We start from the raw sequence: 25,327 nt of genomic DNA, 5'->3' as shown, positions 1-25,327 counted from the left end.
CTTAGCGCCCTGTGATGCCAGGGAATGTGATCAGCATCGCCAGCGCCAAAATCTGCAAGCCGATGAAGGGCAGAAGCGATCTGAAGATTGTGGCCAAAGAGATGTCAGGCGGCGCCACGCTTTTTAGATAAAACGCAGCGGGCCCAAAGGGCGGCGACAGGAACGAGACCTGCATATTCATGCAGAATACCACGCCGAACCAGACCGGATCATAGCCAAGGTCCGTGATGATGGGGACGAAGATCGGCATGGTCAAAAGCGCGATACCCACCCAATCCAGGAACATGCCCAGCACAAATAGAATGAGCATCATGAACAGCAGGATTAACAGCCGGTCTTCGGATATACCGGTGATCAATTCTGAGACAAAATTGATCCCGCCCATGAGGTTGAAGACGCCAACGAGTGCGCTCGCGCCAATACCGATCCAGACAATCATGCCAACGGTTTGCAGTGTTTGAAGGGCTGCGCCTTTCAGCAAGGCGATGGAAAACTCGCCGCGTATCACAGTCGATAGCAATACACCGGCAACCCCGACTGCGGATGCTTCGGTGATGCTGGCGATACCGCCATAAATTGAGCCCAGAACACAGGCGACCACCAATAGTGGCAGGAACAGACCTTTGAGCAGGCGCAGTTTTTCGCTCATGGGCACTTCGTCATCTTGCTCGGGAACCGGTGCAAGCGACGGGTTCAAATGGGCGCGGATGAGGACGTAAGCGACATAAAATCCGGCCAGCATAAGACCAGGTAAAAACGAAGCGGTGAACAAGTCGCCAATGGAGACATTTGCAGTCAGGCCATAGATGATCAAAACAATCGATGGCGGCACCATGGTGCCAAGCGCGCCACCGGCGCAGACAACGCCAATGGCCAGATGCTTGTCATATCCAAGGCGCAGCATTTGCGGCAAGGCAACGAGGCCCAGCAGCACAACTTCTCCGCCGATGATGCCGCTCATCGCTGCCAGGATAACTGCAACGACAATGGTTTGAATGGCAACGCCGCCGCGCAGCCGACCGCCGACAAGGCGCATGGCATCAAACAAGTCACGCGCGATGCCGGATCGGTCCAGGATCGCTGCCATCAACACGAACATTGGCACCGAGACAAATACGAAGGAGGAGACAAACGAGTAAACACGGCTGGTGATCAACGGCACCACCATTGGGCCAAACCAGCCAAGCGCGAAAATGAGCGCGACAAGAAGCGTGACATAGGCCAGCGGAATGCCGGTCACCAAGAGACACAACAGCATGGCGAACATCAAAAATGTGCCGCCCTCAATGCCGAGCGACTGAAACGAGCCGAAGAATTCCACTAGGTGCGACCTTTTGCGTAATTATAGGCAAGGATGATGAATTGGACCGCCATCACGGTTAGAACGACCAGCAGAAAGATCTTGATGGCTCCGGGGTAGACAGGATCCCAGGCGCTGCCTGTGCGCTCCAGCCTGAAACTGCCGTCGGGCCGGAAGGCCGCGCGTAAAACCATCGTGTAGGCGGCCCATGCAAACATGGCACTTGCCGCGGCACAGATGATAGAAATGGCAATGTCAAAGATGCGCCGGATGCGCGGCGGGATGGCGTCATAAATAAGAACGACACGGATGTGGCGATTGCGCGCGGTGCAATACAGGCCGCCATAGACGAACGCCACACCGCACAAGAAAATGGTTGTTTCATGCGCCCAGATTGTAGGGGCGTTGAACACGTAACGCAGTATGACCTCGTTGATCAAAATGAGCATCGACAGCACAATGCCAATTGCAAACACAATGCCTAAACGGTCAATCCAGCGGCCCAGCCAGCCCGCTTGTTCAATCGCGCCGGGGTCGGCGGTGACGTGCGCTGGTTCTTCAGTTTTTGACAAGATAATCTCCCAAAAAAATCGGGCCCCTAAACACAAAGAACCGGGCAATATGCCCGGTTCCTGTTTGGTATATGCTTATTGCATCAGGCCGTTTTCTTTGAGGTATGTGGTCAGAACGTCATAGACCTTTTGTGCATTGTCCGAGCGCTCGGCAACTTTCGCCCATTCGCCGGTGGCGATGGTGCGGAATTTTGCACGCTCTTCAGCAGGCCAATCGGAAACGGTAACTTTGCCACCCGCTTTGGCGGCAGCTACAGCTTCCAGGTCCCTGGCAGCAAGCGCTGCTACCTGGCTTAGTGAGAATTCGCGTACGCTTTCTTCCAGCGCGGCTTTCACATCATCAGACAGGCCATCCCACTTGCCTTTGTTCATTGAAATTTCGACCAATGGCATGGAGTGGAAACCGGGATAGACAGGATTTGGCGCTACATCGTGCATGCCTTGCGCCTGGTTGGTGGAGAACACGGAATAATCAGCCGCATCAATCACGCCCTTATCGAGTGATGTGAACACTTCGGAGCCGGGCAGGTTGACCGGCGCTGCGCCAGCAGCTGCAAATACCTGCTGAACCAGACCTTCCGGCGCACGCATCTTAAGGCCTTTAAGATCGTCAACGCCGTTAAGTGGCTTTTTGGAAACAAAAGCTTCCAGACCCGGTGTTGTTGCGCCGATGAAATGAAGGCCATAAGGCTCTACCAATTCGTTCATCAGTTCCTTGCCGCCACCGTCATTCATAAAGGCGAACATTTCATCCGGGGATGACCATGCGCCCACCGGATTGGCGATCAGGCCAAAGGCCGGGTCCTTGCCGGCAAAATAGGACGTGTCGGTGATGTGGCCGTCCAAAATGCCTGCCGCGATAGCGTCTTGCGTTTCGTTGTGAGCCACAATTGATTCAACCGGTAGCAACTCAATGGCCACTTTGCCGCCTGTCTTTTCAGACACGCTTTCAGCCCAGCCCTGCTGCAGAATAAAGTTGGGATTGCCTGCCGGATCAGACGACTGGAATTTGAGCGTCATTTCCTGAGCGCTGACAGATCCTGACATCGCGGCGCCGACAAGACCGGCAAAGGCGAGTTTTGAGATTGATTTTAACATGCGGTTTTCCTCCATTACATGTAGTTACTTCAGTTTCGCAGTCCCGTCGTTGAGTTGGGGCTGCACAGGCCTGCCAGACCTCGCGCGATGCACGGTCTGGCGGAAAGTTTGCGCACCATCATCGGTCTTCAGCGAATGCGCGAAAACGTAGTAGCGCCCTGATATGGACTTGATTTTTTCTCCCACCCACAACAGAATGATAGCGCTATCATTTGTCAAGAGGCAAATTTGACTTTGTGCTTATTGTTGTTGGATAAGCCGGTTGGTTTGGGGGAAAGATGAAATCAACCGGGGTCACGATTGCCGATGTGGCGCGCGAAGCTGGCGTGAGCCCGATGACCGTGTCGCGGGCGCTGCGCGAGCCTGAGCGGGTATCGGCCAAAGCGCTCAAGCAGATCGCCGCAGTCGTGGACCGGTTAGGCTATCAGCCGGATCCCTATGCACAGGCTCTGGCCGCCGGTCGCACCAATGTCATAGCGGTGATCATCCCATCTGTGACCAACAATGTTTTTGCAGATGTCATGCGCGGCATCTATGCGATCATTGAAGGTACGCGCTGGCAGGTGCAATTGGGCAATTCGCGCTACTCGGCCGAATTGGAAGAGGCAGTGACCCGGACTTTCCTGCGCCAGCGGCCGGCCGGAATGATTGTCACGGGCATTGATCAAACGGCTGTAACGCGGCAATTGCTCGCGGATGCGCCTTGCAGGTTGGTGCAGATTATGGAACTTGGCGACACGCCCATTGATATGATGGTGGGGTTTTCGCACAGAGAAGCGGCGCAGGCGGCGACACAGCACCTGTTAGACACTGGCTACAAGCGGCCGGGCTTTATGGCAGCGCGGATTGACCCGCGCACACAAAGACGGCGCCTTGGGTTTGAGGACATTGCGGTCCAATCAGGCGTTTATGATCCAAGCCGCGTTGTCACCACGCTGGAACCTTCAACCGTGACACTTGGTGGCCGGTTAATGGCACAGATGCTTGAGCAATCGCCTGATACGGACGCAGTGCTGTGCAATAATGATGACCTTGCATTGGGCGCTTTGTTTGAATGTCAGCGGCGGGGTATCGCAGTGCCCAATCATATTGGCATTTGCGGCTTTAATGATCTTGAAATGATGGCGGCTGCTTACCCAACAGTGACAAGCGTGAAAACCTATCGCGAAGAAATGGGCCGCCAAGCCAGCACCATGCTGTTACAGACCCTGAACGATGACGAACCAGCCACGCCCGTCGTTGATTTGGGTTTTGATATTATCACCCGCGAGAGCACAACCCGGACAATGGATTCTCAATAGTCCAAGTGGGTTCAGGGCTTGGACCCGGATTGAATTTATGGAGTTTTGGAGGTTGAATTGTCCGTAAGCTGCACTGGTAGCTGTCCACCCCGAATGTGAAGATCCCGTTGAGGGAAGGGGATTTCAATTCCATATTTACTCAATGCTCTTTCCAGGGCCCAATTATAGTCAGCATTGACGGCGCCCGGCCGCTTCACTGACTCTGGACGCAGCCACACCACCAACTCAAAATCGAGGCTGCTTTCCCCAAAGGAAACCAGCCAGACTTCCGGCGGTTTGGCGCCCTCAACCCGAAGCATATGTGGAACAGTTTCTGCGGCTTCCAGGGCGGCTTTCCTGACAAGATCTGTGTCTGTGCCGTAAGCAACGCCAAAGGGAATGCGGCTGCGTTTGAAATTGTCATGCATGGTCCAATTCGTAACCCGGTTATTTATGAATTCAGAGTTTGGAACCAGGATATCCACGTTATCATTCGTGGTAATGCGTGTGGCGCGCGTGTTTATCTGTCGAACCTCACCAGTTACTCCGGATTCAAGTTCTACAAAATCCCCGACTTTGATGCTCCGTTCGAGCAACAAAATGATGCCGGCGACCAGATTGCTGAAAATTGCCTGAAGTCCGAAACCAATACCGATACCAATGGCACCCGAGAACACAGCAAATGCTGTGAGGTCGATGCCTATCGAGTTCATGGCCAGCATAATGGCTGCAAACAGGAAGGTGATCCGAACCGCCTGGCTGATCAGGCTTCGCGCCGATGGCGTCAGATTTTCCTGACGATTTATGCGTGTTTGAATAAGCTTGGATACAAATGACGCAAGCCAAAGCAGAAGCGTGAGAGCCAATAACCCCTTGATTATCATGTAGAGGGACAGGCGACTGTCGCCGACGTTCAGCGCCATGCTGTCCAAAAGTGCGATTGTGGGATCGAGCAGCCGGAGGATGTTCAAAGCAGCGATAAACCAGGCCACAATTGTAAAGGTTTTTGACAAGAATGGATCGTGCACGAAAGTCGAAAACAGCCGGATTAAGACCCAGGTCTGCGCCAGGCTGGCAGTTATTCGAATAAGGTCGGATGCAATGCCCAATGACTGGAAGACGGATGTTGATATCCAAAGTGTCAAAACCCAAAGAGCTGCAAACAGGAGCCTCAAAACAACATTTCTGGCGTTTGTGACCAATCTCGCTTCATCACCGGTCATCGACCACTGCCTGGCAATGGCGGGTCGAATCTGTCGGGTGATGAGCCACGTCAGCAAACCCAGCCCAATTATGGCTCCGAGTTGAAACAATCCTTCGTCTGATGAGAATTGCTTCGCAAGGCTTTGAAGTCCGGTGAGGAAGAACTCCATCATTGGCTCAACGCCTGTTGACACGCCCTCAATCATTTCTTCAACCGTTTCCGGAGCTTCAGGGTTAGCTGCAGCAGGGGCCTCAACTACAGCTCCCTCAGCGGCGGTATCAACTGGCGCTTCGGCAGGGGTTTCCACAGTCTGAGCAAGACGTATTGTGTCGTTCATGGCAGGTTTCCAATCTTAGTCGTCGGTACTGTACGGCTCAAAGCCATTTCAGGCGTTTGAAAATAACCAACTCAATTGCGAGAAGGATCACCATAGCGCCGCAGAATATCCAGAAGGCACTGTCGTTTTCGACCCCCGGCATTCCGCCAATATTGATGCCCAGAAGCCCGGTCAGGAACGCAAGAGGCAGAAAAATCGCCGAAATTATCGCCAGAACGTAAAGCGTTTTATTGCTGGCTTCTGCGATCTGATTGGCAATGTCGTCTCTTATCACCGACGCTCTTTCACGGGCCGCTTCGATTTCTTCAAGGTAGCGAAACAGGCGATCAATCGTTTCCCGGAGCCGCATTCGGCTTTCTTCCAAAAACCAACTCGGAGGTTCAACGAGAAGCGTGCTCAAAGCCTCTTTTTGCGGTGAAATATAGCGCCTTAATATTGCGGTCTTGCGCCGCAATTCTGACAGTCGATTTCGCTGCACATTGGCATGGGAGAAGTCCAGATTGTCCTCGATCTCATCCAGCTTTCCCTGAAAGGATTCGATCGCATCTGCCATACGCTCCGTTATGCGATGAATAAGCCGTTCATACAGCTCTCCTGCAGATTTGGGACCGGTCCCAAATTCAAGCAATTCAGACAACACATCGCGGGGCGTCATCAGTCGCTCCTGGCGGATGGTGATCACGCGGTTTCCATCTGACCACATCCGCATGGCTACCATGTCTTCGGCATCCGCATTCGGATTTGTATTTACCCCGCGCAAGATGGTTATAAAGCCCCGCTTGCCATGGAAAACGCGTGGCCGGGTTTCCTCCGCCAGCAGCGCGTCAGTGGTTGGGGGCGTAAGCCCGCTTTCGTGATTCAGCCAGTTTTGTACGCGCTCTGAATTTCGATCGAGATGCATCCAGATTGTCGGGTCACCATCTTTCCAGCTGTCAATTTCTTTCCAGCCAATGAGATGTGCTGTGCCGTCACCGCCCAAACAGCAGGCAAACAGAAGGCCATCATCCTCATCAGGCCCGGTCGTGTCTTGAATTGGGGTGTTCATTCACGTCTCCAATCACTGCTGCAATTTTTTGGTTTCAAATCCTCTAGCGCCCGCACTTGCCCGCTGAGCCAGGATGAATGCTGGGCGCTTATGAGGGACATTGCTGATTTCGCCATCAGACCTCAGGCTGGTCGCCTCGACACCAATGGCAAACAGCGCACCGCCAGCCGCATCATGAATGGTCAGATCTTATGAGACGCAGACCGTTTTGCTGTCGTGTTACTCAGTCCCCGGCAGTTTGAAAACCTAGATGATTTCATCCTCGTCATAGAGTGGATCCGTATTGAGTTCGGCATCGATATGTGCGGCAGCCGTCTCTGAGTCTGTGCTTACTGTTGCGGGTCGCGCAATGTGAAACAGCGCATCTCCCTCATTCACAATTGGCAGGTTGGCGCGGCCAATCACAATGCCACTGACAAGGGATTGAATTTCAGTTTCTGTTTCACCAAAGGGATCAGCGACAACGCCAAGCACATCACCGACTTCGACTGTCTCTCCGGTCGGTATGAATGCTCTCAGAAGACCGCCAATTGGTGCGCGAACCCACGAACTTGAAGAGACTTTAATAGGGGTGCCAGATGCTTTGGGGACACCTTTGGCTCCAACCATGCCAAGTACATGCATGACACGAAGAATACCCGATACGCCGACCCGAGCAGAAAGTTCATCGAAACGCAGCCCTTCGCCCGCTTCATAAAGCAGGACATCCACGCCACTTTCAGATGCACTCTGGCGCAAGGAACCTTCCCGCAGGCTAGAGGTGACGATCACTGGTGCGCCAAAGGTTTCGGCCAGCTCCATTGTATTTTTTGCGGAGGGGGACACACGTATTTGCGGCATGTTGGTGCGGTGAATCGCAGCTGAATGCAAATCGATTCCGACATCTGAGCGTTTCACAATTTCATGCATGAACAGATGGGCGAGGCGGCTTGCAAGTGAGCCTTTTTCGCTTCCTGGAAAGCACCGGTTCAGGTCACGACGGTCGGGCAGGTAACGCGAATGGTTCAGGAATCCGAAGGCATTTACAATCGGGACGACCAGCAGTGTGCCGCGAATTCTATCCAGCTGCGGGAGCCGCAACAATCGTCTGGCCACCTCAACGCCCATGACTTCATCGCCATGCACCGCAGCGCTCACAAACAGTGTGGGGCCGGGTCGGCTTCCATGCACAACATGAACGGACATTGTTACCGGTGTGTGATCGGATAGAACACTGACAGGCAGATCAACAGTCTGTCGCGCACCAGCCGGTATTTTGGAATTTCCAATTTCGAATGGCGCGCGACCTGGCATCAACCTTCACCTTTGGTTTTTGTTTTTCCAGGCTTTGCCTGTTTTTCCAGGAGCTCTATGATTTTACCCGCAATGTCGATGCCGGTAGCATTTTCGACACCTTCCAGGCCTGGCGATGAGTTTACTTCCATAACCACCGGACCATGGTTTGCACGAAGCATATCCACGCCACATACATTGAGCCCCATGGCTTTTGCAGAACGAATTGCGGTAGATCGCTCTTCCGGAGAGAGCTTAATCTGTTTTGCGCTGCCACCACGGTGCAGGTTTGATCGGAATTCTCCTTCTCCACCTGTGCGCTGCATTGCGGCGACAACTTTGCCACCAACCACAAGGGCGCGAATATCTGTTCCGCCGGCTTCCTTGATGAACTCCTGAACCAGAATGTTCACATTGGCGCTGCGGAAAGCCTCAATCACCGACTTCGCGGAGCGGTCTGTATCTGCCAAAACAACACCAAGGCCCTGGGTTCCTTCAAGCAGCTTGATGACGAGAGGCGCGCCGCCAGCCATTTTCAGAACTTCTTCGGTTTGCTTCGGATCATGTGCAAAGGTCGTAACAGGAAGACCGATACCCTCACGCGCCAGGATTTGTGTTGAGCGCAGTTTGTCACGCGAGCGTCCAATAGCGACTGACTCGTTTAGTGGGTACACGCCGGCCATTTCGAACTGACGCAAGACAGCAAGCCCGTAGAATGTCACGGAAGCACCGATGCGGGGAATAACGGCATCGTAGCCACTGAGCTTTTGTCCTTCATAGTAGATGTCAGGACGGCGCGATGCGATGTTCATGGTGCATCGGAGCGTGTTGATGATATCGAGGGTGTGGCCACGGGTTTCAGCGGCTTCCTTCAATCGTTTGTGCGAATAGAGATTTGGGTTTCTAGCCATCATCACAATTTTCATAGTCTTCTCCTTTGTTGAAGTCTTGAAATTGGCAGGCTTAAAGCCATCCAATTGCTACTGGATTGCAGCGAATTTCTTTATTGATTTGGGTACTGGCGGGCCCAGGAGGAATGACCGACCCGGGTGGATCAGCAGGCGCAGTTGCCGTATTGCCGTACGACCGAGGATCAGATCAAACCCCATGTTTTTACGGTCCGCAAGTGACACATCGATGCGCGTGCGATGAGTGCCAATCAACAGGTTTGTTCGAATGATTATTCGCAATTCAGGCATGCCGCCGGTGTTCTTGATTTCCCGCTCATCAAAAACAGGTGCCTCAAGTATCTGGACGTGCTTTCCATCTGGAGATGGCAATTTGAAGCGGACCCAGTTTACGCCGTCACGATCAAACCGTTCCTGGTTTTCAGCATGGATAGCAGAGGTTCTGGCGCCACTATCTATTTTTGCGCGCAGCCGTTCGATGTTCAAATCGGGCAGACCAACGAGTTCGCGCCATCCGACAGTTTTTCCAGATGGATCCGGATCCTGCCGCGTCCCAGTTTTGGTCAAAGTAAATCCTCATTTGCGCGGCGATAGTTCACGAATGTGTTGGCGCTCATGACGACAAAAAAACTATCCATATCGATGAGTATGAAACTGCGTTCAACCATCGCGCGGCTGATTATCAGTATGTCGTCTTCATAAAGACGCCGCTTTCCAGCCAATTCCCGCAGAAGTTTTGCCGGGATTCTGTATCTCCCAGAAACTTTGCCACCGAACGCCTCGTCGTAGAGAGCGCAGAGTCGATCAGCCGTTTTTGATATCCATTCATCTTCGTATTTCATAAGGCGTACCATATTAGGGTAAATATTATTTGTCTATAGATAAAATAATATTTTTTATCCCTGTTTGAACGTGTCAGCGTGAAGTCACTTTGTTGCTCGACTCGCGACTAAAAGCGCAACAGGGAGAGTGGATTATGGACGTGCACTTGCTCTGACGGAACCTCTGTGTCGGTTATTTGGGTGGAATAGTGAGAGTATTGCCATCTTTGCCTGCGCTGTTGCGCTGCGATGACTGACTTTGATGGATTCAAGGCTGGGCTTGCGAGGTTCGGATCAAGACGGTGGATGCGCCTGCTGTGACCAAACGGGACGTTATTATGGACGCATCGGGCTGTTTGCACTGAATGATGGGCGACTGGCGGATGGAACGCCAGTTCTGCCTTCAGGATGGATGGCAGACGCTACCGCTCCATCGAAAGGCAATGGCGAATATGGCTATCTGTGGTGGTTGCAGGATGCATTTTATGATGCGGTGAGCGATGTATTGAGACAACAGGTGCCACAATTTTCTGCAGGAAGCGGACTTTGATGAGGATCAGGATCAGGATCAGGGTAGGGACAAATTCTCGCCTGCTTCCAATGCTCCTTCCATAAATCCACCAAAGCCTTCCGCCATTTCTGTGGAGGCAAAGGACAGCGTTCCTTGCCAGAGGCCGGTGAGGGCTGGTGGTCGGCCATAGACCGGATGGGCACCAAGATTTGTATGATCTGCTGACGTGGAAATCAGGCTGTTCTGTGCCCAATCTTCCAAAATCAGTTGAGATGGATGTTCTGCCTCCGGGCTGAACAGACGAATCAGTTGAGCCACGGCCATCTGCTTCAGTGACTGGCCCAGCTTGCTGCGGTTATCCGCCGGGACCCCGACAAAGCCGAATAAAGCAAATCCGCCGTTTTCTGTGGCTGAGGCGTCGTGGATTTCCACAAGAGGTCCGCGCTGGCTCATGGCATCGCCCGAGAGGCCGTTTTGCCTCCAGAACGGCGTGTCATAGATTGCAAGAATTTTGGCGTGACCGGCCATCCATGTGGGAATGGTCCGTAGGGCCTTCTTGGCGCCTGCAGGAAGGGCAGGGCTGAACATCATGCTCGCTTCTGCGACCCGGGGTGGTGCCGTGATCACGACATGCTCTGCGGAAATGGAACCAATGCCCGTGTCGGCACGCACTTTGCCATTCGCGTGTGTAAGGGCTGTCACAGGTGCCGACAGATGGCATTTATCTTCCGGGAGTTCGTTGACAAGTGCGGTGATGAGCGAACCAAGGCCGCCTGCCAGACGCAGCGATCCCTGCATGGATGCGTAACCTTTGCCGCGCAGAACTCTGCCGTCTGCCGTTTCGACAACGCTTTCGCCTTCAGCGTGTTGCTCAAAGACCTTCAGCTCAAACCTGTCGATCAAAGATTGAAGGCGTGGCTGTCCGGGCCAGAACCACGCCGGGCCAAGATCAAAGGCGGCGCCTTCAATCATTGCGGATTTGATGCGTCCACCGAATCTGTCTGAGGCTTCAACCAGCCGAAAATCCGAATTTTCACGGTGAAGGCGATCCGCCAGAGCGAGGCCGGAAAGGCCACCGCCGATAATCAGTGTTTTCGTCTGCATCAGAAATTTTCACTCATGGGGCGCAAATCCAGTTCATGAGTCCAAGCGGATTTTGGTTGATGTGCCAAGGTCCAGTAGGCTTCGGCCAATTGATCCGGTTTCATCATTCTTGCAGGGTCGAGATCGTGCAGGTCCCGACTTCTGGCGCTGTCTATGATGCCATCCAGAATGATGTGGGCAATGTGTATGCCATCCGCCTGATACTCGCGCGCCAAAGACTGGGTCAGTCCGCGCAGTGCAAACTTGGCGGAAGCAAAAGCAGAGAAGCCCGAACCGCCGCGCAGACTGGCTGTCGCGCCAGATACAAGGAAAGCGCCGCCATCTTTCTGCATGGCTGGCAGAACGGCCTGAGCCTGTGCGACTGCGGAGAGGACCATATTGCTCCAGGTCGCTTTGAAACTGTCTGGTGCGGTTTCCTGAAATGGCCCACGCACAAGATGTGCCGTGTTGTGAATGACGGTCGCCGGTGCGCCATGCTCTGCAATCAATCGGGAGACTATGGCCTGCACAGCTTCGGGATCTGCCAGGTCCACGCTCTGTATCACATGCCCCGAAGGTGCAATGCGTTCTGTGCGAGCCAGACCCACCGCGTGATAGCCACCGGCTGCAAAACGCTGGAGCAAGGCGTCTCCCAATCCGCTGCCAGCACCAGCAACCAGTACGAGTTTACCATTGCTCGCCATGTCAGATTTTTTCCTTTGAAGCTATCGGAGTGGTTATGGGCCCGGCCAAGTGGTCGGATTTGATCCAGACACGTGTTCCGACAGGCCCGGCTGTAGCTGCAAAATCTTCACCTGCCGGCAGCCGCAACCATGAGTCGACTTCAAACAACTCATTTGCTTCGGTGAAACTGCCTTCCAGAACAAAGACTTCAAGCCCTGTGTGAGCCTGGATCTGGATTTCAGCGCCAGGGGCCCATACTTCAATTCGAACAGCTTCACGGACATCCTTGTGCAGGGGAATGATGCTGACACCGGGCCGCCCTGATACCGGTTCAGGGCTCATATCCGCCGTGTGGTGTGTTACTGCGGTTCGGTCATCAAGATCAAACTGCCACAGTTTCACCAGTATGGTTGCGCCTTCCGCAGCACTTGGCGTGTGTGATGATTGGGGCGGGTTGCGGACATAACTGCCAACTGGAAAGTCGCCATGCTCGTCCTGAAACACGCCGGATAGAACCAGATATTCTTCGCCGCCCGTATGTGTGTGGGCTGAAAATGCACTGCCGGGTGCATAGCGGACGATTGAGGTTGCCCGCGCCACTTCATCGCCAATGCGGTCGAGCATGCGCCGGTCTACGCCGGGCATTGGAGAGGGAACCCAGGGTTCATTTGCTGCATGAACGACAGCGCGGATTTTGAAATCTGAATTCTTGTCCATTTTCTCTCCACGTGGTGTTGGCTATGAAGTTCTCTGCCTAATCACAGGCGTTTGATCGGATACGACTTGACTGGTGTGCCTGTCAACCTCTATCTATCAGTAGATAGGTAAATTGGAATTGATATGAATAGTGATGTTTTGCCCATGCGCGACCGAATTCTGGACGCCGCAGAAACTCGCATGCGGGGAAGAGGGTTTCACAGCGTCAGTTTTCGCGACCTTGCGAATGATGTTGGCGTGAAAAGCGCGAGCGTTCACTATCATTTTCCGCAGAAATCCGATCTGGGAAATCAGTTGGTAGAGCGCTATTCAGTGCGGTTTCAAGCTGAACTTGATGCCATTGATATGTCAGTTCCAAGTGCTGCAATGACCAGGTTTCTGGCCCTTTATGATAACGCGTTTTCGGTGGGGAAATCTGTCTGTCTGTGCGCAATTCTGAGCGCAGAAGCCAACAGTCTGCCGGACACATTAAACGCCAGACTCCGTGGGTTCTTTGAGATGAATGTGCGCTGGTTGTCGGCCTTGAATGTGCGCCACGGATTGGCAGACAAGGTGCCTTATCCGCTCGAAATAGTCGGTGCGCTTGAGGGCGCGATGATTGTGGCCAATGCGATGGCGGATCGTGCCGCTCTGATAACGACAATCACACGGATACAGGCGGCTTATGATCTGGCGGCAGAATAGCATCCAGATCGGTCAGGAATTTGGTGTTTTCCTGTTCTGATCCGATGGAAACCCGGATGAAGGTGTCATATCCTTCCTGTTTCCATGGCTTTATGATCGTTCCGCGTTTCATGAGATCTTCCGCCACCGGCATGGATGGACGCTTGACGTCAAAGAAAACAAAATTCCCCAATGATGGGGCGATCCTGTAACCCCGCGAGCTCAACTCCTGCGCCATGAGGTTTCGCTGCCGGATCGTTTCGGCTGTGCAGCTTTTCATGTGGCCATCATTCTGCAGCGCCAGTGTTGCGGCCATTTGTGCAATTGCATTGATGTTGAAGGGCGTACGGGTCAGGTCGAGGGCCTGACGCAGTTGTTTTGATCCGCAAATCCCGAAACCGACCCGCAGGCCAGCCAGTCCCCATGCTTTGGAAAACGTCCTGAGAATGATCCAGTTTTGATCACCCGGCATCAGGCAGGCCTGTCCGGAGACATAATCGCCTTCAATGGCATACTCGTAGTAAGCCTCATCCAGCACGAGCAACGTGTCTGGATGCTTTGTTGCTATGACCTTTTTGAGCTGTTGTGGATTGAGCCATGTCCCGACCGGATTCATGGGATTTGCGAAAATGAGCATTTTTGCCGGCTTGGCTACGGCTTCCAAAAGCGCCTTCAGATCGGTTTCCAGCGCATCCGTGAGGCTAATTCGTTCCACTTTCGCGCCCATCAGTGTTGCGTAGTCTTCATGGAGGGGGAATGACGGATAGAGTGTGATGACACGATCACCGGGCTGAACGACACTGCGGCAAATGATGGAAATCAGTTCTTCCGATCCGTTTCCAAAGATCAGATTGTCGGACGCAACATCCAGATAGTCGGCCAGAGTGGTGGCCAATTTTACCGAGTTTGCATCAGGATAGAGAAACAGATCAGAGCTAGCCAGTTTCAGCCCAGACAGGACCTGAGGGGCAGGCCCGGCTGGGTTCTCGTTCGATGCCAGTTTCGCGATTTCCGTCACACCATATTTCGACTTGACTTCATCAAGGCCCAACCCTGAATTATAGGGGTGAATATGAGCGAGTGTCGGGCGAAGGATTTTTTCCAGCTGGTTCATTCTGGCCTCAATATCTGCAATTTTGTTGCGAATGTTGGAATTATTATGTATAGACATATAAAATGATGCGCAACAAGGTTTCTTGAAATGGCACAATCGATTTTTGATCTTTCAGGCAAGGTGGCGCTGGTTACAGGTGCAAGCCGGGGCCTTGGACGGTCAATCGCGGTCGGTCTGGCTGAGGCGGGAGCAAAAATTGTTATTACGTCCAGAAACCTGACGTCTTTGGAAGACACAAGCGCTGAAATTGAGCGGGTAGGCGGCACGTCTGTGCCTCTGGTACTGGATGTCAGTGATGTGTCGGGTATGACAGATCAAATGTCCAACCTGGCAGCGCAGTTGAGCGGTGGCCTGGATATCCTCGTCAACAATGCAGGCTACGAAGAAGTCTGTCCGTCTCTGGATGTCTCGGAAGATGTTTGGGACAGGGTGGTTGATACCAATTTGAAGGGGGCATTCTTCTGCGCCAGAAACGCTGCCCGGATGATGGTCGATACAGGGCGCGGCGGCGCTATTATCAATGTCTGCTCTTTGACATCCTATGTGGGCGTGCCAACAGCCGTGCCCTACGGGTCTTCAAAATCCGGTTTGCTGGGAATGACGCGAGCGCTTTCAACTGAATGGGCGGCACATCGGATTCGGGTCAACGCCATTGCGCCCGGTTATTTTCGCACGGAACTGACGGATCAGTTTTATCAGAATGAAGATTGGCAAAATGCCATGCTGGAGAAAATTCCGCTGGGAACTTTTGGTGATTCAAATGATCTGAAAGGTGCCGTGGTTTTTCTGGCAAGCGATGCATCGGGTTATGTTACGGGCCAATGCATTGGAATTGACGGCGGCTATCTGGCCTCTATCTAGGAATTGGACGCGATTGGGGATAGCAAAAATATGGAAATAACCACTCCTTACTTGACATTTCTGCAAGGCCCGCTTTTCATGTATATACATATAGATTACCGGGTGTCGTCATGCCAAAGAAACGAACCAGTTCATAAGGCCTTTCTCACGTGAATACACATCCAGTTCCGGCCCCAATTCCTGCAGTTTCAGCATCCAGTGTCGCAATGCAGTTTTCTGACTTGATGGCCGTCAAGGATGCGAACTTTGAGTTGGAAAATGGTCGTTTTCTAACGATATTGGGGCCTTCAGGCTCTGGCAAAACCACGCTGTTGCGCATGATCGCCGGCTTTTTGAAACCGACAAAAGGTCACATCTTCATAAACGGCAAGGAAGTCAACGCCGTTGCGCCCAACAAACGCTCGGTTGGCATGGTGTTTCAAAAGCTTGCCCTGTTTCCGCATATGACGGCAGCGCAAAATGTGGCATTTCCGCTGAAAATGCGTCGATTTGATGCCAAAAAAATTCCCTCACGGGTTTTGGAATTCCTGAATCTTGTACGTTTGGATGGCCTGGAAAACCGGCGTATGAACGAGCTGTCCGGTGGGCAGCAACAGCGGGTGGCAATTGCGCGTGCTTTGGTTTTCGAACCAGACCTTTTGTTGCTCGATGAGCCTTTGGCTGCGCTGGATCGCAAGCTGCGCGAGGAAATGCAACTGGAATTCCGCCGTATCCAGAAAGAACTTGGTGTCACAACGATAAATGTCACCCATGATCAGCGCGAAGCCCTTGTCGTTTCAGACCAGATCATTGTGATGGACAATGGTGAAATCCAGCAGGATGCATCACCAACGCAGATGTACCGCACCCCGCATAATCCCTTTGTTGCCAATTTCATTGGTGTGACCAATCTTTTTGACGGGAAACTGATGTCGGCCAGCGCTGATGGCGCTGAGGTTCGTGTTGGTGATTTGACCCTGTCCGGCATTTTGCGCAGCAGTTCTGATATTGCTGTATCTGGTACACAAATACGTTGCGCTGTGCGCGCTGAGCAAATTCGAATTGCTGCAGCGCCGGATGCGCTTGGCAAGCTGGACGTTACATTCCAGGGCACCGTAAAAGACGTAATCTTTGAAGGCGAACGGCTGCTCTATGAGCTGTCAGTTCCGGAATTGGGAGATGAACCCGTGCGCATTTTTCATCATGATCAAAATGACTTCGCTACTCACGATGTTGGAGAGACTGTCCACATCGGGTGGATGAACCGCGACTTACATATTTTTGTCGCATCCTAAAGGCCTCTGACACCTGTCGGGCCTGAACCAGAAACAGGGAGTATTTATATGCCCATAGACAAGACATTCAATCGCAGGCAGCTGCTGAAGACCACAGCCACCGTTGGTGCTGCCGGTGTTTTTGTGGCCTCCGCACCATCTATTCTTCGTGCCGCAGAGCCGGATAAGCCGTCTGAAATCATCGTACGTGCATGGGGCGGCCCATGGGTCGAAGCCCTGAAGAACGGCGTTTCAGACCGCTTCACCGCAGAAACTGGCATTCGGGTGATCCACGATCTGACCGAAGACAATGAAATTCAGCCGAAAGTCTGGGCGGCAGTTGCTCAAGGTCGGACACCACCGATCCACATCAATTGGGATACAACAACAAACGCAACAAAATCCGCTTTGCGCGGTGTGTGTGAAGATTTGTCGGATTTGTCCAACATTGCCGGAACCACTGATCTGGCCAAGCCTGTTGGCGTTGATGGCTACCCGATCGTGAACACATATGGTTATGTTTATGTGTTGGCCTATCGTCCATCTGCGTTCCCGGATGGCCCGCCAAAATCCTATCATGATTTGCTTGATCCAAAATTCAAGGGTCGTCTGGCTTTCTACAATGATGGCATTGGTTTCCACTTCCCGGCACAAGTTGCTGGTGGCGGAAGTCTGGATGGTATTCCTGATGCTATGGATCCGGCTTGGGAATTCATCACCAAGATGAAAGCTCAGAACCCGCTTCTTGGCGAAGATCCGGATTTTGTAACCTGGTTCCAGAATGGTGAAATTGATGCCGCTTGCACCATTTCCACCAATGCTCTGGGTGCCAAAAAGAATGGCGTTGATATCGCTTGGACCGTCCCGGAAGAGGGCGCGAAGTTCGACACGGATGGTCTTTGGATTCCAAAGGGTCACTCTGAAGGCGATCTCTACTGGTCAAAAGCCTATATCAACAGCGCTCTTACGAAAGAATCCCAGCAGATCTGGCTGGATGGTCTTGGTCTTCCAGGTGTTGTACCAGGCCTGACACCGCCTCCAGGCATGGCTGGCGATCCGGCCTATCCGACAAAGCCCGAAGACTTTGAGCGTCTCATTCGTGTTTCCGGCCAGGTACAGGTCGAAAACGAGAGCGAATGGTTCTCCAAATTCAAAACCATCATGCAGGGCTGATAGCCCCGCAATAATGAGTTTCCGGGCGGTTGTTTTGACCGCCCGGTTTTATCCAAAAAGAGCATGCACCCAAATGCAACGCAGTCCTTCCTCATATCCGATTATATGGCGTGTCATGGATGTCCTAGAGGCAGCCTTTGCGGCCGTATGGCCAAAAGGCGGCGGCAAGTTCACGCCTTATCTGATGCTGACACCTGCCATTGTCCTTGTGGGGACGCTGGTTGTGGGACTGCTCTATATCGGGGATTCTTCGCTACGGACGCTGGACAGATCCACGTTCCTGTTTTCGGACTACTGGACCCTTGATAATTATATACGTGCGTTGTCCGAACCGTTTATTTTCACTGTGGTCTGGCGCAGTTTGATGGGCGCGGTGATTGTCACTATCGTGACGCTTATGCTGGCGTTTCCCTATGCTTACATCATGGTCCGTACACCCAGTTCGTTCGTGCGCAAATTCCTTCTCATTGCACTGTTTCTGCCGTTTTTCATTGGGCAGGTTGTCCGGGCCTATGGATGGCTGATCATCCTTGGCAATCAGGGCATCGTGAATGATGTGTTGGGGCTTGTTGGCGTCGAGCCTTTGCGGCTTCTGTTCAACTATCCAGCTGTTCTGTTTGGCCTTGTGCAGTACATGCTGCCCTTTGCAGTGCTGATGCTGGCACCAGCGCTGACTGCCATTCCTGAAGAGATTGAAGCGGCCTCCGGTTCGCTGGGTGCAAGCTGGGTCGAGACGATGACCCATATCGTTTTGCCTATGGCAAAGCCCGGTCTGATTGGCGCGGGTCTCGTGGTTTTGACGCTGTCTCTGACCGACTTTGCCATGCCGGCCATTCTTGGAGGTGGCACGCAGGATTTCATTGCCAATGCCATTTATGACCAGTTTTTCCGCACGTCTGATCAAGGGTTCGGCTCGACACTGGCTCTGCTGCTGATTGCGCTTGGGTCTATCCTGGTCGGCGTCATATTCGCTGTCTTTGGTGCCGGTACGCTGGCACTGGATGGATCGCGAAAATGACACGGTCCCGTTCTCAGCAAATCGTTTATTGGTCGCTGGTCATTTTGACATTGCTGACCCTGTCGGCACCGACCTTTGTCGTCCTGGGTGCCTCATTCACATCTGGAAACATCATTCAGTTTCCACCGGATGGATTTTCTCTCAAATGGTACGCCGCTATCATTGGAGAGCAGAACCTTCGGGACGCGTTTGGACGGTCTTTGATTGTCGCCACCATTTGTGTGCTCGTGTCATTGCCCACCGGCACGCTGGCCGGTATCGCTCTGTCCAAGTTCCGTATCAGGGGTGCGAATGCCATTCAGGTCTATCTGCTGCTGCCCTTCACCATTCCGCTGATCGGGTCGGGCATTGGTTTGATGCTGGCCTTTGGGGATGCGGGAATTCTGGGCAGTTTGTGGCCCGTTGGAATTGCGACTGCCGTCATTAATCTGCCCTTTATGATCTGGGCCGTGTCGTCCAGTGCTGTCGGTCTTGATCCGGATCTGGAGCTGGCGGCTCAGAGTTGCGGGGCAGGGCCGGTGCAGACCTTTTTCTCGGTAACGCTGCCTGCTGTGGCTCCGGGTGTCATTACCGGATCGCTGTTGATGTTCATTCTGTCGTTGAATGAGTTTTTGGTGAGCCTGCTGCTGGTTGACGCACGCATCGTGACGCTGCCGGTTCAGATTTACAATTCCATCCGCTCCATCATCACTCCGGATCTGGCTGCCGTATCCGTGGTGTTCATTGTCGTCGCGATGCTTGCCATTGCCGCGCTCGACAAGCTTGTGGGCCTGGAAATTTTCCTGAAGTCCAAATAACCCGCCCGACAGGGCTCGATGAAGGCTAGTTAGAGAATGTCATCTGTATCTTTTTACGAAACCGCAAATCTGAACTCTGAAGCCTATAAAAATCTGCTGAGGCGATCAGAATCCGACCTGTCTGTTTTCATGGAGAAGGTGGAGCCGATTATTGAAGCGGTGAGAACAGAAGGTGATGCTGCGCTTGTCCGTTATGGGCGTGAGTTTGATGGGGCCAAGCCGTTAACGGAAGCCACGCTGAAAGTCAGCGAAGCGGAGTTTGATGCGGCATTTGACACTGTTGATGCCGAGGTCATTGAGGCCATTGAATATGGTATCACCAATATCAGATCATTCCATGAAGAGCAGAAGCCTGATCCTATGTGGTTCAAGGAAATTCGCCCCGGCGCATTTGCCGGAGATCGCTATACGCCCATTCAATCTGTCGCGCTCTATGTGCCGCGTGGCAAAGGTGCATTTCCGTCTGTGACCATGATGACATCGGTGCCAGCCGTTGTGGCAGAGGTGCCGGAGTTGGCTATTTTCACACCGCCGACGCCCGATGGGTCTGTCGATGCTGCAACACTGGTCGCAGCACGTATTGCCGGGGTTGAAACCATCTATAAATGTGGTGGCGCCCAAGCGGTAGCTGCAGCCGCGTTTGGAACGAAAACGATCAAGCCGGCGCTCAAGATTGTCGGGCCGGGCAGCCCGTGGGTTGTGGCCGCAAAACGGCGCCTGTCTGATATGATTGACCCAGGTCTTCCGGCAGGCCCATCGGAAGCGATAATCTTTGCTGATGAAAGCGTGCATGGCGGGTTGGCGGCGCTTGACCTGCTGGTGGAAGCTGAGCATGGGCCCGACAGTTCCGCATTTCTCGTTACACACTCACGGCGGGTTGCAGAAGAAGCCTTGGCGGCGCTTCCTGATCATTGGGCCGAGATGACAGAGCAGCGCGTGGAATTTTCCAAAGCTGTGCTGTGCGGCGAAAATGGCGGCATCGTCCTCACATCATCGCTGGAAGAGAGCTATAAATTCATCAATGACTACGCACCGGAACACCTTGAACTGCTGTCCACAGAACCGTTCGAACATCTGGGACACATCACCGAGGCTTCCGAGATTTTGATGGGGCCGCATACTCCGGTTTCCATTGGCAATTTCGCGCTGGGGCCGAACGCTGTTCTGCCTACAAGCCAAGGTGCGCGGACCTATGGCCCGCTTTCTGTGCATGATTTCGTCAAATGCTCATCCATTGGCTACGTCACCCGTCCTGCTTATGCGGAGATGGCCAAACATGCGCGGGTTCTGGCGCGTTATGAAGGCTTTTCGTCCCATGAAAACGCGGTTTCGGACATGCGTCAGAAGTATCTGGGCAATCGCTGATATGAAAGCTGTTCGACTGCATGACAAGCTGGATTTGCGCTGTGAAGACGTCGCGAAGGCCCCTGATCCTGCTCCAGATGAGGTGCGTGTTCAGGTGGCTTATGCGGGCATTTGTGGTTCTGACATCCATAACTTCAACACCGGGCAATGGATCAGCCGAAAACCATCCATTGCGGGGCATGAATTCTCCGGGATTATCGAAGCTGTCGGATCGAATGTCAGCGGCCTTGAAGTCGGTGACAAGATTGCGGCAGATTCACGCTATTATTGCAGTGAGTGTGCAAATTGCCGATCAGGCAAGGTCCATTTATGCGAAAGCCTGGGCTTTGTCGGTGAGGCGATTGATGGCGGGTTTGCCGATTTTATAACAGTCCCTGCAAAGCTGTGTCTCAAATGCAAACCAGATGCTGCGATGGATATCGCCGCTTTGGCAGAGCCTTTGGCTGTCGCACTTCATGCCTTGAACCTGTTGAACATCCCCAATGATGAGCCATTGCTGATTATTGGGTGTGGCCCAATAGGCGCATTGAGCGCTCTTGCCTCGACCTGCAAGTCCAGTCGCGCGCTGTTCGTTTGCGACGTGAATGCTATCAGAGCTGAGCGTTGTGCAGAATTATCTAGTGCAGCCGTGGTTGATCTGGCGGATTTCTCGCAATCTGACAGCAGCGCTGAAAAGCCTGTCAGGTATGTTCTGGATACTTCCGGCAATGTTGGTGTCATCGAAATGTTGCTGCAAAAAATGTCAGGCTGCACCATCGGTCTTGTCGGAATTGGATCGGGTGAATTGACCATCGATCCGGTTCATCTGGTGGAGCGTGAAATTTCAATTGTCGGCTGTCATGCATTCGCAGATGAATTGCCCGAAGCGGTTGCATTGCTGCATGAAAGGGCTGACCAATTTGATGGTATAATTGGTGAGCGGATTACGCTGGACCAGACCGTTGCAGCCTATGGGGTGATTTCGTCCGGTACATCACCGGCAATCAAAACATTGATTGAGGTGTCCGGTGCGTGAACCACAATCCCGAACGGCCCGTATTCGCGACCTTGCTAAATCGGATGAGGCTGCGGCGCTGAAGGAACTCCGGCTGTTTCTTGTCGAGACATTCGACATTGAAGTTCACGATTTACAGATCAATCATGATCAGTATTCGCTCAACTCGCTCAACGGATTTTTTCGCGGCAGCAAGGATCGATTTTTCTTCAAGTTTCATCAGGAAGAAGGCGAAGAGGAAATGAGCGGGGAATATTACCGCGCTGATCTGATCGCCAAAGCCAATCTGCCGATTGATCTTCCTGTTCTGACATCCGTCCAACCAGGTGAACAGATATTGGTTTACCGGCGCAGGGACGACAGGCGATTTTCTGATGTTCTGCGTGAACTGGACGATGAACATGATGAAAAGAGCGCTGCCATTGCAGATTTGGCTGAGCGTCAGCTGAACGAAAAAATTTTAACTGTTGCGAAGAAAAGCCTGCACCCTGTCACCAAGGAGCAAGTTGCCAATGAGCCAATCCATCGCCTGTTTTACGAACGTCTCATCGATATCAAGACACGGGAAGCTCCGGGTGGTCGCTTTAAAAAGTTCTATATAGATCAAACATTTGCGTTTCCGGGTGCCACATTGTCCTGGGCCGAGTTGGCGGATGCCACGCTTGTGCTGAACGGGCAGGACATGATTTCGACGATTGGCAACATTTTCGATAACGCACTCGAAAACCTTCATCCAGCTCATCTTGCAAATGCGGGTGGTGTGGTGGCCCATGGTGATGCTCACAACGCCAATGTCTGGTTTGAAAATGGCGATGGCGAAGCACAACTGTCCTATTTCGATCCGGCTTTTGCAGGGGAGCATTTCCCATCGCTTCTGGCCGAGGCCAAAGCAACGTTTCATAATGTTTTTGCGCATCCATTCTGGCTGTATGACCCGCAGGTTGCGGCAGATCGGTTCAAGGCGCGTGTCAGCTATGAAAAGGGCGCTCTTGCCATAGATACAGACTGGGCGCTGACGCCGGTACGCGAGCGTTTGCTGCGCGCAAAGGCGGAAGCATTCTGGCAACCTTTCCTGATGCATTTGAAGAGCAGGGACCTGTTGCCTGAAAACTGGGAGGCAACGCTGCGATCTGCATTGGCGATGTCACCGGCCCTTGTGATGAATTTGCGCGGCAATGTAGAGCGGCACAATCCCACATCATCGGCTATCGGCTTTTACGTCACCGCCATGGTGGGGTCGCGACCGGTGAGTGGAGACAATGTGGTGACCGACTTCTTCAACGCAATTGATCCTGACAAACAGATATAGGTGCGCCTTGAAGCAAGTGGTCAACATTGACGATTTGAGGACTTTGGCGCAGCGACGGCTGCCAAAAATCTTCTTTGACTATATTGATGGCGGCGCGTTTTCAGAGACCACGGCCGGGCGCAACCGGACTGATTTTTCCAATTGGTGCCTGACCCAACGTGTTCTGAAGCAAAAGGAAATGCCTGATCTGAGCTGTGACTATCTTGGCTCGCAGCATGCGCTTCCCTTTATGCTGGGCCCGGTTGGTTTTTTGGGCCTGTATCGGGGCCGAGGTGAAGTTCTTGCGGCACAGGCGGCAAAGGCAAAGGGCATTCCTATGTGCCTGTCGACCTTCTCAATCGGCAGTATCGGGACACTTCGCAAGAAAGTTGGCGGTGATCTGCAGTTCCAGCTTTACATGGATCGCGATAAATCATTCGTCGAAGATCTGCTGCAATCTGCTGTCGATGCCGACATTGATGTGCTTTACCTGACCGTAGATACCTCGGTTACCTCTGTGCGGGAGAAGGATGTCCGGAATGGGTTTCGGGCGCTTACCAAAATTACGCCTGCACTCGCATTTTCCATGATGCAGCGTCCGGCCTGGTGTCTGGATATTCTGCGCGCCGGATCACCCAATGTGGAAGCGGTGGCGGATTATCCGGAGTTTGGCAAAGGCGCGCTGGAACAGGCGTCCAACCTGTCTGGTCGGCTGGATGCTTCGCTGACCTGGGATGATGTCAAATGGCTGCGTAGCAAATGGAAGAAACGATTGGTGGTAAAAGGCATTCTTTCCGCTGAAGATGCCAAAATCGCCAAAGACTGCGGTGCAGATGCGGTTGTGATTTCAAATCATGGTGGTCGTCAGCTGGATTTCGCCAGTTCCACAATTTCGGTTCTGCCATCCGTTCGGGAAGCGGTGGGGCCGGATTTTTGTGTTTTGATCGATGGTGGCTTTCGCCGTGGCAGTGAAATTGCCATTGCGCTTGCTTTGGGCGCAAGCGGTGTGCTGCTGGGACGTGCCTACGCTTTTGGACTGGCCGCTGGCGGGCGTGAAGGTGTTGAAAAGGCAATCGATATTCTGTCCGTCGAACTGTCCATTACACTTAAATTGATGGGGCTGTCAGGCGTGAAGGAATTGCAGTCCAATGGCGCAGAGTGCGTCAGCCGGTTGGGGTGAAACTGGCAAACATGCGATGCTGATCACCTGGATACGACAATTTTGCCCAGGTGACATACCCCTTTTCATTTTGCGTCGTCCGCTCGACAACAAGGCAGGCATCACTCATTGCAATCTGTAATGCTTTGGCGACGTGATCAGAGGCAGAGACCGCCATGATCTGATGTTCCGCTGAATTCCACGGAACCTTTTTAAGCAACCAGTTTCCGGGGGCTTCTTCTGTAAAATCCACCTGCCGTATTTCAGGAACCGCTTCCATGTTGATGATGCGTTCTTCCAGACAAAATGGTGCTCCATTTGCGGAATGAAGGCACGTGATTTCACGCACTTGATCCAATTCCTGGAATCCAAAACGGGTTTGTTCCTCTGCCTTCAAAGCCCGGACCTCATCGCCCAGAAGCGTGTAGGAATAGGTTTTGCCGGATTGCTCCACTTCCGTGCGGATGCTTGTAATCTGCAATGCTGCTGACAAGGATTGCGGGGCTTTAACAAAGGTGCCGGATTTGCGGTTTCTGACCAAAAGCCCGGATTGGGTTAGTTGCGTCAAAACCTTGTTCACGGTCATGCGCGAGCAGCCATATTCGCGTGCCATCTCGGTTTCGAAGGGAATGCGAAATCCTGGCGGCCATCTGCCAGAGACGATGTTGTCCTGAACTTCTTCCAGAATCCGCAAATGCAGCGATCTGGGCTCGTCTTTGCCAGATTCTTTACCGGACTCTTCAGGGGCTTTCGGGGCAGCTCTCATTCCCCAAGTATATACATGTTAAAGGTGAGAGGAAACCGGCTTGT

26 protein-coding genes are annotated in these 25,327 nt (G+C 52.9%); 12 read left to right on the top strand and 14 right to left on the bottom strand.

The window, feature by feature from the left end; translation table 11 throughout:
- Position 1 precedes the first annotated feature (1 nt).
- From RAL91_RS16410 to RAL91_RS16400, 3 genes are all read right to left on the bottom strand, one after another.
- Positions 2-1,267 carry a TRAP transporter large permease subunit gene (locus tag RAL91_RS16410; RefSeq protein WP_371932552.1) on the bottom strand — a complete coding sequence of 422 codons (1,266 nt, stop codon included), beginning with the start codon at positions 1,265-1,267 and terminating at the stop codon, positions 2-4.
- Between the two features lie 53 nt (positions 1,268-1,320).
- Positions 1,321-1,872 carry a TRAP transporter small permease subunit gene (locus tag RAL91_RS16405; protein ID WP_306257335.1) on the bottom strand — a complete coding sequence of 184 codons (552 nt, stop codon included), beginning with the start codon at positions 1,870-1,872 and terminating at the stop codon, positions 1,321-1,323.
- A 75-nt stretch (positions 1,873-1,947) separates the two neighbouring features.
- Positions 1,948-2,970 carry a TRAP transporter substrate-binding protein gene (locus RAL91_RS16400; RefSeq protein ID WP_306257334.1) on the bottom strand — a complete coding sequence of 341 codons (1,023 nt, stop codon included), beginning with the start codon at positions 2,968-2,970 and terminating at the stop codon, positions 1,948-1,950.
- A gap of 278 nt (positions 2,971-3,248) precedes the next feature.
- Between RAL91_RS16400 and RAL91_RS16395 the strand changes: the two genes are divergently transcribed.
- A complete protein-coding gene (locus RAL91_RS16395) occupies positions 3,249-4,271 on the top strand; it encodes a LacI family DNA-binding transcriptional regulator (protein WP_306257333.1) in 1,023 nt (340 codons plus the stop codon).
- Between the two features lie 35 nt (positions 4,272-4,306).
- On the opposite strand, the gene RAL91_RS16390 is transcribed toward RAL91_RS16395, so the two are convergent.
- From RAL91_RS16390 to RAL91_RS16365, 6 genes are all read right to left on the bottom strand, one after another.
- Positions 4,307-5,791, bottom strand: a complete 1,485-nt coding sequence (locus RAL91_RS16390; protein ID WP_306257332.1) for a mechanosensitive ion channel family protein — start codon at positions 5,789-5,791, stop codon at positions 4,307-4,309.
- A gap of 37 nt (positions 5,792-5,828) precedes the next feature.
- Positions 5,829-6,836: a zinc transporter ZntB gene (locus RAL91_RS16385; protein WP_306257331.1), complete on the bottom strand. Its 1,008-nt coding sequence runs from the start codon at positions 6,834-6,836 to the stop codon at positions 5,829-5,831.
- Positions 6,837-7,082: 246 nt separating this feature from the next.
- Positions 7,083-8,129 (bottom strand): succinylglutamate desuccinylase/aspartoacylase family protein, encoded by a 1,047-nt coding sequence (locus tag RAL91_RS16380; protein WP_306257330.1) that lies wholly within the window; start codon positions 8,127-8,129, stop codon positions 7,083-7,085.
- On the bottom strand, positions 8,129-9,034 hold the full coding sequence (rimK, locus tag RAL91_RS16375; RefSeq protein WP_306257329.1) for a 30S ribosomal protein S6--L-glutamate ligase: 906 nt from the start codon (positions 9,032-9,034) through the stop codon (positions 8,129-8,131). Before rimK ends, RAL91_RS16380 begins: the two co-directional genes overlap by 1 nt.
- Before the next feature lie 54 nt (positions 9,035-9,088).
- Positions 9,089-9,583: a RimK/LysX family protein gene (locus RAL91_RS16370; protein WP_306257328.1), complete on the bottom strand. Its 495-nt coding sequence runs from the start codon at positions 9,581-9,583 to the stop codon at positions 9,089-9,091.
- A complete protein-coding gene (locus RAL91_RS16365; RefSeq protein ID WP_306257327.1) occupies positions 9,580-9,858 on the bottom strand; it encodes a hypothetical protein in 279 nt (92 codons plus the stop codon). Before RAL91_RS16365 ends, RAL91_RS16370 begins: the two co-directional genes overlap by 4 nt.
- Positions 9,859-10,099: 241 nt before the next feature.
- Between RAL91_RS16365 and RAL91_RS16360 the strand changes: the two genes are divergently transcribed.
- Positions 10,100-10,387 (top strand): hypothetical protein, encoded by a 288-nt coding sequence (locus tag RAL91_RS16360; protein ID WP_306257326.1) that lies wholly within the window; start codon positions 10,100-10,102, stop codon positions 10,385-10,387.
- 18 nt (positions 10,388-10,405) lie between these two features.
- Here the strand turns inward: RAL91_RS16360 and RAL91_RS16355 are convergent, their stop codons facing one another.
- From RAL91_RS16355 to RAL91_RS16345, 3 genes are read right to left on the bottom strand one after another with little or no spacing between them, the layout of a single operon-like run.
- Positions 10,406-11,452, bottom strand: coding sequence for an NAD(P)/FAD-dependent oxidoreductase (locus tag RAL91_RS16355; RefSeq protein ID WP_306257325.1), 1,047 nt, complete (start codon positions 11,450-11,452; stop codon positions 10,406-10,408).
- Positions 11,452-12,135 carry an SDR family NAD(P)-dependent oxidoreductase gene (locus RAL91_RS16350; protein ID WP_306257324.1) on the bottom strand — a complete coding sequence of 228 codons (684 nt, stop codon included), beginning with the start codon at positions 12,133-12,135 and terminating at the stop codon, positions 11,452-11,454. The genes RAL91_RS16355 and RAL91_RS16350 overlap by 1 nt, the downstream gene beginning before the upstream one ends.
- A gap of 1 nt (position 12,136) precedes the next feature.
- Positions 12,137-12,832 (bottom strand): cupin domain-containing protein, encoded by a 696-nt coding sequence (locus tag RAL91_RS16345; protein WP_306257323.1) that lies wholly within the window; start codon positions 12,830-12,832, stop codon positions 12,137-12,139.
- 123 nt (positions 12,833-12,955) lie between these two features.
- Between RAL91_RS16345 and RAL91_RS16340 the strand changes: the two genes are divergently transcribed.
- Positions 12,956-13,516: a TetR/AcrR family transcriptional regulator gene (locus tag RAL91_RS16340; RefSeq protein ID WP_306257322.1), complete on the top strand. Its 561-nt coding sequence runs from the start codon at positions 12,956-12,958 to the stop codon at positions 13,514-13,516.
- Here the strand turns inward: RAL91_RS16340 and hisC are convergent.
- Positions 13,476-14,609, bottom strand: a complete 1,134-nt coding sequence (gene hisC / locus RAL91_RS16335) for a histidinol-phosphate transaminase (protein ID WP_306257321.1) — start codon at positions 14,607-14,609, stop codon at positions 13,476-13,478. The genes RAL91_RS16340 and hisC overlap by 41 nt on opposite strands.
- Positions 14,610-14,696: 87 nt before the next feature.
- Here hisC and RAL91_RS16330 point away from each other — a divergent pair, with 87 nt between their 5' ends.
- The 9 genes from RAL91_RS16330 to RAL91_RS16290 all read left to right on the top strand — a co-directional run bounded on the left by RAL91_RS16330 (position 14,697) and on the right by RAL91_RS16290 (position 24,538).
- The gene (locus RAL91_RS16330) at positions 14,697-15,470 is read left to right on the top strand and encodes an SDR family NAD(P)-dependent oxidoreductase (protein WP_306257320.1); all 774 of its coding nucleotides are present in this window, start codon (positions 14,697-14,699) and stop codon (positions 15,468-15,470) included.
- 206 nt (positions 15,471-15,676) lie between these two features.
- On the top strand, positions 15,677-16,744 hold the full coding sequence (locus tag RAL91_RS16325; protein WP_306257319.1) for an ABC transporter ATP-binding protein: 1,068 nt from the start codon (positions 15,677-15,679) through the stop codon (positions 16,742-16,744).
- 48 nt (positions 16,745-16,792) lie between these two features.
- Complete coding sequence (locus RAL91_RS16320; RefSeq protein ID WP_306257318.1) at positions 16,793-17,896, top strand: extracellular solute-binding protein; 1,104 nt, start codon at positions 16,793-16,795, stop codon at positions 17,894-17,896.
- A gap of 73 nt (positions 17,897-17,969) precedes the next feature.
- Positions 17,970-18,914 carry an ABC transporter permease gene (locus tag RAL91_RS16315; RefSeq protein WP_306257317.1) on the top strand — a complete coding sequence of 315 codons (945 nt, stop codon included), beginning with the start codon at positions 17,970-17,972 and terminating at the stop codon, positions 18,912-18,914.
- A complete protein-coding gene (locus tag RAL91_RS16310) occupies positions 18,911-19,711 on the top strand; it encodes an ABC transporter permease (RefSeq protein WP_306257316.1) in 801 nt (266 codons plus the stop codon). The genes RAL91_RS16315 and RAL91_RS16310 overlap by 4 nt, the downstream gene beginning before the upstream one ends.
- A gap of 36 nt (positions 19,712-19,747) precedes the next feature.
- Positions 19,748-21,076, top strand: coding sequence for a histidinol dehydrogenase (gene hisD / locus RAL91_RS16305; RefSeq protein WP_306257315.1), 1,329 nt, complete (start codon positions 19,748-19,750; stop codon positions 21,074-21,076).
- Position 21,077: 1 nt separating this feature from the next.
- Positions 21,078-22,091 carry a zinc-binding dehydrogenase gene (locus tag RAL91_RS16300; protein ID WP_306257314.1) on the top strand — a complete coding sequence of 338 codons (1,014 nt, stop codon included), beginning with the start codon at positions 21,078-21,080 and terminating at the stop codon, positions 22,089-22,091.
- Positions 22,084-23,379, top strand: a complete 1,296-nt coding sequence (locus RAL91_RS16295; protein WP_306257313.1) for a hypothetical protein — start codon at positions 22,084-22,086, stop codon at positions 23,377-23,379. Before RAL91_RS16300 ends, RAL91_RS16295 begins: the two co-directional genes overlap by 8 nt.
- Before the next feature lie 16 nt (positions 23,380-23,395).
- Complete coding sequence (locus tag RAL91_RS16290) at positions 23,396-24,538, top strand: alpha-hydroxy acid oxidase (RefSeq protein ID WP_306262969.1); 1,143 nt, start codon at positions 23,396-23,398, stop codon at positions 24,536-24,538.
- On the opposite strand, the gene hutC is transcribed toward RAL91_RS16290, so the two are convergent.
- Positions 24,522-25,283: a histidine utilization repressor gene (gene hutC, locus RAL91_RS16285; protein ID WP_306257312.1), complete on the bottom strand. Its 762-nt coding sequence runs from the start codon at positions 25,281-25,283 to the stop codon at positions 24,522-24,524. The two genes, RAL91_RS16290 and hutC, sit on opposite strands and share 17 nt — an antisense overlap.
- Positions 25,284-25,327 lie beyond the last annotated feature (44 nt).

The sequence above is a fragment of the Pararhizobium sp. IMCC21322 genome (assembly GCF_030758295.1).
GTDB lineage: Bacteria > Pseudomonadota > Alphaproteobacteria > Rhizobiales.
This window is presented reverse-complemented; position numbering and strand designations above follow the sequence as displayed.